Source organism: Winogradskyella vidalii (genome assembly GCF_013403955.1).
In the GTDB taxonomy this organism is placed as follows: Bacteria; Bacteroidota; Bacteroidia; order Flavobacteriales; family Flavobacteriaceae; genus Winogradskyella; species Winogradskyella vidalii.
Genome location: NZ_JABFDG010000001.1, coordinates 662,494 through 675,461 on the forward strand (window position 1 = coordinate 662,494; position 12,968 = coordinate 675,461).

A 12,968-nucleotide genomic window follows, 5' to 3' on the forward strand; every position below is an offset into this window, starting at 1 on the left:
ATTGTAGCTGTTAAATGATATTTCAATTACTTTAAAAAGCCCAAATCGGTTTCTGTACCAATCTCATAAGGTGCTTTATTATATTCAAAAATTCGAGCGTCTAAGGTTCCTTTTAGGGTGATTTGCTGATCTTCAACTTCTATCCAACTTCCTTCACGTAAGCCAATAACAGGTTGGCTATTATAGGCGTGAAATTCTTTAATTCTGGTTGCTCTAGTTTCTCCCATATGCGTACTGCCTGCAATTGGGTCTATATAATGCGGGTTAATATTAAAGGGCACAAAGCTCAAAGTTTTAAAACTTGGCGGATAGACAATAGGCATATCATTTGTTGTATTCATGGTTAAACCACAAATATTACTGCCTGCGCTAGTCCCTAAATAAGGTGTGCCATTTGTTACTGCATTTTGTAAAGCTAATAACACCTTGTTTTTATACAGTTGAGAAACCAAAACAAATGTATTGCCACCACCAACAAAAATTCCGGTGGCGTTTTTTATAGCGGCTTCGGCATTATCAAATTCATGAATCCCTTTAAGGGTCTTACCGATGGTCTTAAAAGCTTTTGCAGCTACTTTTGTGTATTCATCGTGCGAGATCCCTCCTGGTCTTGCATACGGAATAAATAATATAGTGTCTGTAGATTTAAAATGAATTTTAAGCGTCTCTAATAAGTATTCTAAATAACCACTTCCATGAATTGTAGAAGTGCTGGCGATTATAATGGATTTCAAATTGTTTTCTTTTTAGGTTAAAATAGGTGTTTTTGGCTTAAAGAAAAACTAAACTATTAAATTAATATCATTTTCGGATTTTATCATTTAACAAAAGTTTGTCCTAAATTTTTATGTCATCACAAATATAAAACCGAACTTTAATAACTTAATTATACCATATGAATAAAATTATACTTTTACTTTTTAGTGCTTTTAGTTTGTTGTCTTTTGGGCAGAATTTAGATAGAACTTCTGTTAGCGGTAAAATTGTAGTGTCTTCTGAAGATAAAGAGGGTGTAGCTGTTTTTAATTCCTCTTCAAATAAAGGGACTATAACAGACGAAAATGGAGATTTTACAATTAATGTGTCTGTAAATGATATCGTGGAGTTTTCTGCGCTTCAATTTGAAGATTTTAGTGTTACCATTACCGATAAGATTATAAAATCTAAACAATTGACCGTAATTTTAGTTGAAGAAATTAACAAGTTAGATGAGGTTGTTTTACTCCCTTTTGGCCTTACCGGAAATATAAATGCTGATTTAAGTAATGTAAGAACCTACAATGTAGATTTAGACGCTATTTATTTTGGATTAGATAATATTGAAGATTTTGAGTTTTCTGCGGATTATAAAACCGAAGCCGATAATTTAGCCTTTAACGAGTACAACCCTAGGGTGGACAATATGTTAGATTTGGTGAATGTGGCAGGTTTTTTAATAAAACAAGTGGTTAATACAAGCACTATTAAATTTAAATCTGAACGAGAAAAACAATTAGAATTAACCCCTTTTAGAAAAGCATTAGATACTTATAGTGTGAATTTTATTCATACTAATTTTGACATACCATTAAATCAAGTTGAAGCATTTGCAGATTATTTAGAAAAAGAAGATTTAGACGAAGCGTTATTTGAAGACGGCAACGAAATGCAGTTGTTAGAACGTATCAACCAATTAAGTAAGTCGTTTTTAAAAAACTTAAGTGAAAACGATTAGTTTTATAATCCTATTTTTAACTTTCTGTGCAGCTAATGCACAACGGAAAAATATTACAGGTCAACTCATCGCAAATGATGAGGTTGAAGGGCTTCACATACTCAACAGAACTGCTGTAAAATATACCATATCTCTTACCGATGGTAGTTTTGAAATTCCGGCAAAGGTTTCAGATACACTAGTTGTTTCTGGTGTAAAATACCAAACACAAGAAATTATTGTAACAAAGTCTATTATAGATTCTGAACAGTTTAACTTACAACTGATAGAAAAAGTAAATGAGCTTAAGGAAGTTGTAGTTGGTAAGATTTTAACAGGTAGCTTAGAATCAGATATTGAAAACTCAGATGCCGAACCAGAAATTAACTTCTACGATTTAGGAATCCCAGGATCCGTAAAATTACCACCAACACAAAGTGAACAACGTTTAAACGATGCCGATCATGGAAAATTTGTGTATTATTACGGTATTGGAATATCGATTAATGTCCACAAAATCTTAAATAGAATTAATGGCGACACCAAAATGTACAAGGAGCGCGTTATAAGTGAAGCTAAAGAAAAATGCATTACCCAATTAAAAACGGACTATGCAAATACTATTTTTGAGGCTATTGTAATTCCAGAAAACCACAAAGAAGAATTTTTTCAATTTTGTCTAGAAGATGACCAATTTTATGCAATTTGTGAAGATCAAAATCAAATAAATGACGTCAGTTTTCTTTTAAAGAAATTAAAGATTTTTAAAATGCGATTAGATGAAGACGATTAAAACCATAGCTGTTGTTTTGCTTTTCACTTTAGGCTATAATCTTCAGGCGCAGACTAAAGACCTTAAAGGACAACTCATTGCAAATGATGAAGCTGAAGGGCTCCATATTCAGAATAGAACAGCGGCAAAATATACCATTTCTAATGATGACGGTAGTTTTATAATTCCTGCAAAAGTTGCAGATACCTTAGTGATTTCAGGTGTGAAATATCAAGAGAAAGAAATCGTTATAACGCCTTCTATAATGGAATTGGGTCAGTTTAGCGTGCAATTAATTGAAAGCGTTAGTGAACTTAAGGAAGTTGTGGTAGGTAAAATTTTAACTGGTAGCTTAGAATCAGATATTGAAAACTCAGATGCCGAACCCGAAGTTAACTTTTACGACTTGGGTATTCCTGGTTATACCGGAAAGGTACTTACACAAAATGAACGCAAATTATATGATGCCGATGGTGGTGATATGGTTGGACTAGTAGGAGGTATCTACGGCGGAGGTCCAAGCATTAACTTTTTTAAATTGTTGAATACCATTACTGGTAGAACAAAAAAATTAAAAGCGATTGTAGAATTAGATAATAGAGTGGATTGCATAGAGCGTTTAAAAGAAGATTACGAAGCATTTCTTTTTGAAAAAGATACCTTAGCAGAAAATTTACGCGTTGAGTATTTTCTATTTTGTCAAGAAGATGAGGCGTTTTTAACTTTATGCAATCAAAATAATGAAATTAAATTAATAGAATTTTTACAAGCGAAGTTAAAAGTTTATCAAGAAAACAGGAATTCAAGCCTCAAAGATTAAATTTGAAATGTGTTTATATAGCACACAAAAACAATTATAAATTACACATGAAACCACTTAGCTTATTTTTAGCATTGCTACTTTTTACAGTTCTTAATTCAAATCGTAACACGCACGAATATTATGTTAGTGTCACAGAAGTTGGATATGCTGAAAAACAAAACGCGCTTCAGATTATTAGTCAGATTTTTATAGACGATTTTGAAACTTTAATGCGTAAGCGTTATGATGACACAATTACATTAGATGTTGATAGTGAACCCCAAGTTGTAGAAGATTATATGAATCGCTATTTAAGCGATAAATTAAAAATTAAGGTGAATGGTACGGCTGTCAACTTCAATTTTATAGGAAAAGAATATAAAGAAGATATTGTTTATTGTTATTTAGAAATAGAAAATGTTTCAGATATAACATCAATTGAGTTAAGCAATCAGGTTTTATTTGATGTGTTTTCTGATCAACAAAATATTGTAAGAATGAAACTTTTAGACAGAAATAAAAGCTTTCTACTGGTTCCAGAAAATGATACTTGTTTATTAAACTTTAGATAAAAACGGAATAAAATCCCCATTAATTATTACTTTAGGCACTACTTTTTTTAACACTAACTATTATATATGAGAATTTTTAAGTACTTATTATGCGCTATGCTTTTTGCATCGTTCAGTCTTTATGCACAAAATGAAGAAAAAGCTGAACGCCAACAAGGGCACACTAACCAAAACAAATTTAAACAACTTTACGATGAGTTTTCAACACCGAACATGTTTAGAACAGGTTCAGGTGCACCTGGTCCCAACTATTATCAGCAGCAAGCAGATTATAAAATGGATATTGAAATTGATGATGATAATGCAAAACTTCATGGTGACGAAACAATTACCTACACCAATAACTCTCCAGATGATCTAAGATACCTTTGGGTGCAATTAGATCAAAATATGCGTGCCAGAGATTCTAAAACGCCATTAATTAGTGGGTCAGGAATAAGGCCAGCAACATCATCTTCTAGAGCAGTGAAGTCTTATTTACAAGAATCTTTTGACGGCGGATTTCATATTGAAGCGGTTAAAGATACAGATGGAAAAGATTTGCCACATACCATAAACCGTACAATGATGCGTGTAGAGTTACCACAAGTTTTAAAGTCTGGTGAGAAATTCTCGTTTCAAATTAAATGGTGGTATAATATTAATGATCACGTAAAGGATGGCGGACGATCAGGTTATGAATATTTTGAAGAAAACGATAACCGTATTTATGTCATAGCTCAGTTTTACCCACGTATGGCTGTCTATAATGATGTAGAAGGCTGGCAAAACTCTCAGTTTTGGGGACGCGATGAGTTTGCATTACCATTCGGTAATTTTGATGTAAATATTACCGTGCCTGCAGATCATATCTTAGATGGTACAGGAGTACTGACAAATAGAGAAGAAATTTTTACTAAGGACATGATGAAGCGTTATAAGAAAGCACAAAAATCTTATGACGAGCCTGTAATGATTGTAACACAAGAAGAAGCAGAAAAAACTGAAAAATCGAAGAGTAAAGCCAAAAAAACCTGGAAGCTTTCGGCAAAGATGGTAAGAGATTTTGGTTTTGCAACCTCTCGTAAATTTTTATGGGATATGATGGCTGTAAAATTAGAAACTAAGGACGTTATGGCTGTTTCTTTATATTCTAAAGAAGGTAATCCACTTTGGGGACAATGGTCAACTAAAACAGTTGCAAGTACGTTTAAGACCTATTCTCGTATGACTTTTGACTATCCTTACCATAAGTCGATATCGGTACATGCACCAATGGGAATGGAATATCCTATGATTTCATTTAATTTTGGTCGTCCAGATAAAGAAGGTAACTATTCTGATAGAACAAAATACGGCATGATCAGCGTTATTATTCATGAAGTAGGTCACAACTGGTTTCCAATGATAATTAATAGTGATGAGCGTCAATGGACATGGATGGATGAAGGTTTAAACACATTTACCCAATATGTCGCAGAGCAAGATTTTGCAGAATGGTTTCCTGATGCGTTATCTCCTAATGATAAAACGTATCCTTCTCGAAGAGGACCTGCTAAAAATATTGTAAGATACATGGGCGGCAATCAAGATTATATTGCACCAATTATGACCAAAGGTTTAAATACGTATCAATTTGGGAATAATGCCTACGGAAAGCCTGCTACAGCATTAAATATCTTAAGAGAAACCGTAATGGGGCGTGAGCTTTTTGATTATGCATTTAAAGAATATGCTAACCGCTGGAAATTTAAGCACCCAACACCAGAAGATTTTTTCCGAACAATGGAAGATGCCTCAGCTATAGATTTAGATTGGTATTGGAGAGGTTGGTTTTACACCACAGATTATACAGATATCGGTATTAAAGAGGTTAAGAAATTCGCTGTAAGTGGAACGCCGAATGACAATGGTAAACGCTTAGCAGATCAATATAATAGAGACCCAAATAGCTTGGTTTATTTTATTGAAGAAGGTGCAGAAGGTTATGATGACGCTATGAAAGCTGGCGGAACAATAGATAATGTACCTACGGTAAAAGAATACATCATGGATAATTTTACACCTAAGGAGCAAAAGCAAATGAAAAAGGCACCTAAATATTTTTATCAGGTAACTTTTGATAAGCCAGGCGGATTAGTAATGCCAATAATTGTTGAGTATACTTATGCTGATGGAACCAAAGCAAGAGAAACTTATCCTGCACAAATATGGCGATTAAATGACAAGGAAGTCAGTAAAGCTATTGCAAGCGATAAAGAAATTGTGTCAATAACAGTAGATCCAGACTTAGAAACAGCTGATGTTGATACGTCTAATAACACTTGGCCAAAAGAGGTTAAAGAAAGTGATTTTGATAAGTTTAAAAATAAAGTAACAGACTAAGTTTTACAACTTATAATATATTTAAGCCGGCTTTTTAAGTCGGCTTTTTTTATGAAATTAACCTAATGTTGGTTGACGACTTAAATTTAAAAGTCAAATAGAATTGGTTTACTCAATAATAGAATATTTATCCCGTTTAATTCACATAACTTTTAGTCTTTATTGTTTTATAAACTAACTATATTTGCAACGTGATACATCAACTAACATTTTTATTCATCGGAGGTACCGAAATAGTCTTTGTACTATTTATTGTGGTACTCGTCTTTGGGGCAGATAAGCTTCCAGAAATTGCGCGTGGTTTAGGAAAAGGCATGCGTCAAATTAAGGATGCAACCAACGATATTAAGCAAGAGGTTACTAAAAGTGCAAAAGAAAATAATATTATAGATGAGGATACGACTAAAAGTATTCAAGATGAAATTAACAAAGTTAAAGATGATCTCGAAGACTTCACGGGCTCATTAAAACGCAATAAGTAATTGCATATTTCTCGTAAAATCACCTTATTTTTTGAGTTAATAATAAATATACATCTTATATTATGTTTTTTATTTAATATATTTAGGGAATTATTAATGCTCTAAATCTTATTTTATGAAAAAAATGTACACTTTGCTAGTTCTTCTACTGGCAATAACAATTGTGTCTTGTTCTAAAGATACCAACCTAGAAACCGAAACTGAAGCCGAATTAGTTCAAACCCCAGAAAATCCATTAACGGTTGATCAGATTAACCAACGGATTAGTGAAAGTATCCGTAACACCGGAGATTTTGACTGGAATAATGAAGACGCTCATTTTTTATGGAGCGCATTAACTCATGGACAGTATGTACTAACTGTGGGTTACGGAAATGAAGGCCAAAGTTTTGGTGATATAAAAGGCGATAAGGAGCTTCTAAACAAAAAAGAAAGTCTAATAACAACAATTTTAATTGAGGAAGAAGTTGATAAGGATGACTTTAAATTAAAAGAAGATGCTGTATTGACTGTTTTTGATGCCGAAGTAACACAACTAAAAACAATTATTGCGCTGAGAGAAAGTGAGTATGTTAGATATTTAGAACCTAATGGTTACAATCAATATACAGAGGTTCAGGAAAAATCAAGTTCAGGATGTGATACAAGTGGCGATTCAATTAATTCATCACATTATACAACAATAGCGCCAAACAATGCACAGGTATCTTGGCATTTTGATGCAAATAATATTCCACAAGCTTGGAATCAGTCTACAGGTTCTGGTATTACTATTGGTTTAATAGATACGGGTGTTTCAAAAACGCAATCGCTTTTAAATCCAGTAGGAATTAATGATGGGTATTCTTCTGGGCGTTCAGTAGAAAAATATGGCACCTTTATAGATTCTAATTGGTGGTGGTCTAGTAATTATGATGGTGAACATGATAAATGCGGACACGGAACCGCAATGGGGTCAACGATGGCTTCGCCTCGAAATGACAATGGAATGCCAGTTGGTGTAGCATATAATGCAAATTTAGTGGCTTACAGAGCCACGGAAGATGTGTTGTTAAATGATTATCATGAACGTAAAGGCGTATCAGATGCTTTAACACAATTAGGGAATAGATCTGATGTAAAAATCATTTCAATGTCAATAGGGTATCTATGGTCTATAGGTAATATTAAAGATGCGGTAAAGTATGCTTATAGCCAAGGCAAATTAATATTTGCAGCAGGAGGAACGTCCACGAGTTTTACTAACGGCTATGGTGTTATCTTCCCTGCAACAATGAGCGAAACTGTTGCGGTAACAGGTGTTACTGATGGTTCTAGTTATGAAAGATGTGACGTTTGCCATAGTGGTAGTAAAATAGATTTTACAATTATTATGGAAGGCGATAATGATACAAGCAAGGCGCCTCCAGTATTAGGATTTGATGATGGAGAGAGACGTTATACCGGAGGGTCTTCTGTGGCTACGGCAACTACGGCAGGTATTGCAGCTTTAATTTGGTCTAAATATCCTTCTTGGAGTAGAACTCAAATTTTAAATCGACTAAAACAATCGGCTGAGTTTTATCCTAATAAAAATAGTAGTTTTGGTTACGGTAATATTGATGCTCTACAAGCTGTTCAATAACATTAGAATTGAAATCAATTACCCATAAAAAAAGCAAGTCTTGTTAAATATCAAGGCTTGCTTTTTATTTTTTTGATGAATTAATATTTATGCTTCTAATACATAATTTTCAAAAATAGAATTCAACTCTTTTTCCGGATTATCTGTTAAACCAGAATGTGTTTTAGAACTTTGTATAATGGTACTTCGTGAAGCGGCTAACCATCTAAACCGGTCTGAAATTTCAAATTGACCAATCTTTCCTGCGGAAGAATCGCCTTTAGAAATTAATTCCCAAGATTTTAAGTAGTTGTTAATGGCTTCTAGGTCTAATTCACAAGAAAAAGCCTTCAGTTTCGTTTCACTGACGTTGAATTTTACACCGAGATATTTTTTTCGTTTCGAGAATAAAATCACACCAACGTTAAAAAACTCTTCGCGTTCTACTCTTGGTACGAGTCTTATTATAGCATATTCAAAAGTCACTTTATCTGGCATCTTCGGCTTCTTTAACTAATACATCAATTTTTGAAAGTCTAGAATTTAGATATTCTATATAGGCATTTCGCATGTCAACTGGCGATAGCGTATCAGATTCGTTTACCAACCAATCTTCAGGTATTTTAGAAACAATATCATCAATTGTATCTTTACTTAAAGCTGAAATAATAACCTTAGAAGCTTCATCTAATAGCGTAGCACGTTCTAATAATACATGATCTTTAATAAGCGGAAACGTTCTAGTAAGATGATTTTTCCAAGTACTCCAATTATGATGAAAATAGAAACTAGCGCCGTTATCAATTACCCATAATTCTTTATTCCAATTTAATAAATTGGTGTTTTTTACAGTGCGATCTATATTGCTAATAATACTGTCTAAAAGCACAATTTTAGAAGATGTCAAAGCATCTGCAACAGAAACTAAAGGGTCAAAAGTAATAGAACTACTTAGGTAATGTAAGCCTAGGTTAAGACCAATACTAAATTTTAATAAGTCTTGAATTTCTTCATCGGGTTCGGTTTTACTAAAAGAATCGTCTAAATTCATAAAGACCAACTCCGGAACCTTTAAACCAATAGCGCGTGCTAATTCACCTCCAATAAATTCAGAGATTAAGGCTTTTTTTCCTTGTCCTGCACCTCTAAATTTTAAAACATATAGAAAACCATCACTAGCCTCAACAATGGCAGGTAGTGAACCGCCTTCTCGCAAAGGAGTGATGTATTTAACCACATCTACAGTTCTAATTTCAATTTTACTCATAGTTGCAGTTATAATTTTCGACTAATCGTTAGTCCATCTCTAATAGGTAATACAACCGTTTCAATGCGCTTATCATTTTTTAAAAGTGTATTGTAATCTAAAATAGATTGTGTAGAAACGTCTTTTGCTCCAACAGGTTCTACCACTTTTCCATGCCATAATACATTATCAGAAAGTATAATCCCACCCGGATTTAATTTGTCTATAATTAAGTGGAAATAATTACTGTAATTAGGCTTGTCGGCATCAATAAAAATTAAGTCAAATGTTTTGTCTAACGTCGGGATGATATCGATAGCACTTCCTGTATGTTGAAAAATTTGTGCGCCATATTTTGATTGGTCAAAATATTTGCGCTGAAAATCTACCAATTCTTCATTAATATCTATAGTATGTAATTCGCCATCTGCTTGTAAGCCTTCCGCTAAACACAACGTAGCATAACCCGTAAATGTTCCTAATTCTAAAATAGATTGAGGTCGTATTAATTTAGAAATCATACTCAACACCCGACCTTGATAAGGTCCGCTAAGCATAATAGGTTGTAAAATTTTTTGATAGGTTTCTCGGGTTAACTGTTTTAGTAATTCTGGTTCATCTTCAGAATGGTCTACCACATAATCATCCAAGTTTTTAGGCAAGAAATACATAACTAATAATTGATTTAAATGATTTTATGAAGTGATTCTGGCTATTAATTTCTGTTTGGCAGCGTCATCATCTCCACATAACCATTGAATAACGTTGTCTTCCCAAATGGCATCACCTTCAGTTTCGGTTATAATTTTTCTGTCGATAGCTAAGTCAATAATTTTACCAGGATAAGAAGATTGTTGCTCGCTTTCCATTTCACCTAAAGGATATGGGTCATCTAAGCCCATAATTACTTGTTTAGAACCTTGGTTTCTTATTAATAACTCTAATCCACCAGTGTCATGTACAAGCGTATCAAAGAAGATGTTTTTATGCCCAACGGCTTTTCTAGGATGACTTTTGCCTTCAAATAAATCGGGACGTCCATCAAACCCTTGAATACGTCTCCCTAAGTTAATCTGTGCTAACTGTCCGCCATGAGCAAAACAAGTCCGCATATTTGGGTATTTATCTTGGTAACCATTTAAAGTTAAAAAATGATAGGCATCGCCACATTGTGCTAGCATCCAAATTAAATGAAAACGCCAAGATGTGTTTTCAAGTTTTATAAATTTTTCCCCATCGTATGGGTGAATTTCAATCGCCAAATTATACTTATTGGCCATTTCAAAAATAGGTTCATTCTCTTCATCAAAAATACAACGCCAAGTTCCAATGGAGTCCATATAATGGGTTGGTAAACATAAAAGTTGCATACCTAAGACTTCTACACAACGTTCAATTTCCCAACAAGCACTTCTTACAAAACCAGGATGAACCACAAAGCCACAAGTAAATTTACTAGGATGATTATGCTGAATTTTGGCATTAAAATCATTCTGAAAACGTAAGGCTTGCTTCATTTCTTCAACCCTTAACCCATTCCCGTAGAGTTGCGATAAATTTAAAACAACAGCATGGTCTAGCTTATTGCGTTCCATCCATTCTAACTTTTCATCTAAGAAAAAACTAGAATCAGTAATCGGACGGTTCCAATCTTTTTGTAGCATAAACTTACGGTCTTTATCCACCCAAAAGATTTCTTTGTCTTTCATAAATTGGGGGATTTCTTCAGGATAAGGAAGAAGATGGGAGTGACCGTTGATTCTTAATTTACGTTTTGTCATAATTATTTGTCATGCTGAGCGAAATCAAAGCTGCTCAGAAGTATTATTGATTTACTTTTCTTTAGGAGAAAGATTCTTTACGTTGTTCAGAATGATATTATTCCTCTAATTGCACCTTTTTTGGCGGTTCCATTATTTCGCCACAATTAGGACATTTACGCTTGTTGGTATCGCCATAATATTTATCGAAAATTACTGGCATATCGGTTTCAATATTATCTAGGGTAAAATCTTCTTCATATAATTTTGTGGTACAATTTTCACAAAACCAAAGCAAGGCATCTTTGACGTCTTTTTCTCTCGGATATTCAATAACTAAACCAACGGTGTTTGCGCCACGTTGAGGTGAATGCGGTACTTTTGGAGGTAAAAGAAAAATTTCGCCTTCTTTAATATGAATGTCTTTAGGTTTTCCGTCTTCAATGATTTTTAATACAATGTCCCCTTCAATTTGATGAAAAAATTCTGGCGTCTCATTATAGTGATAATCTTTTCTGCTATTTGGGCCACCAACCACCATAACAATAAAATCACCATCTTTCCAAACCACTTTATTACCTACCGGTGGTTTCAATAAATGACGATTTTCATCAATCCATGCTTTAAAATTAATAGGAGGATATATTTTACTCATGAGTTTATTTTTTGGGCGTTACCCTAAAAAGGGTCAGGCTTTCCACTATATCTTTTTTTGCCATATATGGCAGCAAAAAAAGGATGTCGTTTTAATCCTTAACGCAGATTCATCAATGCATTAAAATTAGTAAAAAAAAACAAAAATTTACTAACTAGACCTGTCGGGTTTTTAAAACCTGACAGGTCTTATTATTATAGCGATTTTGTTCGTCCACCATCAACCGGAAGGTTAATTCCGTTAATATAAGCAGCACGTGCACTAGCTAAAAAGGTAATGGCATCTGCTAATTCTTCGGGTTGTGCAAAACGTTTCGCTGGTACTGTACTTTTCATAGCGTTGGCTGATTCTTCCTCTGTTTTTCCAGATTTAGCGGATTTATTTTTAATTATCTCAGCAAGTCTATCAGTTCCGGTAGCACCAGGTAAAACATTGTTTACCGTAATACTAAACTGACCCAGTTCATTGGCGAGCGTTTTACTCCAACTCGCCACGGCGCCTCTAATAGTGTTACTAACACCTAAACCGTCCAACGGTTGTTTTACAGAGGTTGAAATAACATTTACGATTCTACCGTAACTTTCACTTTTCATAAATGGCACAACGGCTTGTGCTAAAATGTGGTTACATTTTAAATGTTGTGTAAATGCAGATTCAAACGCTTCTACTTTAGCAGAAAAAATAGGACCTCCAGCCGGACCGCCAGTATTGTTTACTAAAATATGAAAACCGTGATGTTTTGAAATATAATCGGAAACTTTTGATTTCAATTCCATCGGGTTTGAGAAATCTGCCACGATATAATCGTGATTTCGTTGTTGAGGTAACTCTGAAAGTACAGTTTTTAATTTGTCTTCATTTCTAGCAATTAGTGTTATTTGAACACCTTCTGCAGCTAATGCCATTGCTGTTGCTTTTCCTATTCCTGCTGTGCTACCACAGACCAGTGCGTATTTGTTGTTTAATTCTAAATTCATATTATTCGTTTTGTCTGGTCGAGCGCAGTCGAGACCTTGTTT

General features: G+C 34.0%; 14 protein-coding genes. 7 read left to right on the forward strand and 7 right to left on the reverse strand.

Annotated elements, in window-relative coordinates; all coding sequences use genetic code 11:
- Positions 1–26 precede the first annotated feature (26 nt).
- Positions 27–734, reverse strand: coding sequence for a dipeptidase PepE (gene pepE, locus HM982_RS02595; RefSeq protein WP_179351558.1), 708 nt, complete (start codon positions 732–734; stop codon positions 27–29).
- A gap of 161 nt (positions 735–895) precedes the next feature.
- On the opposite strand from pepE, the gene HM982_RS02600 reads away from it, so the two are divergent.
- From HM982_RS02600 to HM982_RS02630, 7 genes are all read left to right on the forward strand, one after another.
- Positions 896–1,714 carry a carboxypeptidase-like regulatory domain-containing protein gene (locus HM982_RS02600; RefSeq protein WP_179351559.1) on the forward strand — a complete coding sequence of 273 codons (819 nt, stop codon included), beginning with the start codon at positions 896–898 and terminating at the stop codon, positions 1,712–1,714.
- Positions 1,701–2,486, forward strand: a complete 786-nt coding sequence (locus HM982_RS02605; protein ID WP_179351560.1) for a peptidase associated/transthyretin-like domain-containing protein — start codon at positions 1,701–1,703, stop codon at positions 2,484–2,486. Before HM982_RS02600 ends, HM982_RS02605 begins: the two co-directional genes overlap by 14 nt.
- Complete coding sequence (locus tag HM982_RS02610) at positions 2,473–3,285, forward strand: peptidase associated/transthyretin-like domain-containing protein (RefSeq protein WP_179351561.1); 813 nt, start codon at positions 2,473–2,475, stop codon at positions 3,283–3,285. The genes HM982_RS02605 and HM982_RS02610 overlap by 14 nt, the downstream gene beginning before the upstream one ends.
- Positions 3,286–3,332: 47 nt before the next feature.
- A complete protein-coding gene (locus HM982_RS02615; RefSeq protein WP_179351562.1) occupies positions 3,333–3,839 on the forward strand; it encodes a DUF6702 family protein in 507 nt (168 codons plus the stop codon).
- Positions 3,840–3,905: 66 nt separating this feature from the next.
- Positions 3,906–6,203 carry a M1 family metallopeptidase gene (locus HM982_RS02620; protein ID WP_179351563.1) on the forward strand — a complete coding sequence of 766 codons (2,298 nt, stop codon included), beginning with the start codon at positions 3,906–3,908 and terminating at the stop codon, positions 6,201–6,203.
- 191 nt (positions 6,204–6,394) lie between these two features.
- Positions 6,395–6,685: a Sec-independent protein translocase subunit TatA/TatB gene (locus HM982_RS02625; protein WP_179351564.1), complete on the forward strand. Its 291-nt coding sequence runs from the start codon at positions 6,395–6,397 to the stop codon at positions 6,683–6,685.
- A gap of 115 nt (positions 6,686–6,800) precedes the next feature.
- Positions 6,801–8,309 carry a S8 family peptidase gene (locus HM982_RS02630; RefSeq protein ID WP_179351565.1) on the forward strand — a complete coding sequence of 503 codons (1,509 nt, stop codon included), beginning with the start codon at positions 6,801–6,803 and terminating at the stop codon, positions 8,307–8,309.
- 87 nt (positions 8,310–8,396) lie between these two features.
- Here HM982_RS02630 and HM982_RS02635 read toward each other — a convergent pair whose 3' ends face one another.
- The 6 genes from HM982_RS02635 to HM982_RS02660 all read right to left on the reverse strand — a co-directional run bounded on the left by HM982_RS02635 (position 8,397) and on the right by HM982_RS02660 (position 12,926).
- Complete coding sequence (locus tag HM982_RS02635) at positions 8,397–8,786, reverse strand: DUF3037 domain-containing protein (protein WP_179351566.1); 390 nt, start codon at positions 8,784–8,786, stop codon at positions 8,397–8,399.
- Complete coding sequence (locus tag HM982_RS02640) at positions 8,776–9,555, reverse strand: HipA family kinase (protein WP_179351567.1); 780 nt, start codon at positions 9,553–9,555, stop codon at positions 8,776–8,778. The genes HM982_RS02635 and HM982_RS02640 overlap by 11 nt, the downstream gene beginning before the upstream one ends.
- An 8-nt stretch (positions 9,556–9,563) precedes the next feature.
- Positions 9,564–10,205, reverse strand: coding sequence for an O-methyltransferase (locus HM982_RS02645; protein ID WP_179351568.1), 642 nt, complete (start codon positions 10,203–10,205; stop codon positions 9,564–9,566).
- A 24-nt stretch (positions 10,206–10,229) separates the two neighbouring features.
- Entirely contained in the window at positions 10,230–11,315 is a 1,086-nt protein-coding gene (locus HM982_RS02650; RefSeq protein ID WP_179351569.1) for an amidohydrolase family protein, read from the reverse strand.
- A 97-nt stretch (positions 11,316–11,412) separates the two neighbouring features.
- Positions 11,413–11,949, reverse strand: a complete 537-nt coding sequence (locus HM982_RS02655; protein ID WP_179351570.1) for a 3-hydroxyanthranilate 3,4-dioxygenase — start codon at positions 11,947–11,949, stop codon at positions 11,413–11,415.
- Between the two features lie 194 nt (positions 11,950–12,143).
- Positions 12,144–12,926 carry an SDR family oxidoreductase gene (locus HM982_RS02660; RefSeq protein WP_179351571.1) on the reverse strand — a complete coding sequence of 261 codons (783 nt, stop codon included), beginning with the start codon at positions 12,924–12,926 and terminating at the stop codon, positions 12,144–12,146.
- Positions 12,927–12,968 lie beyond the last annotated feature (42 nt).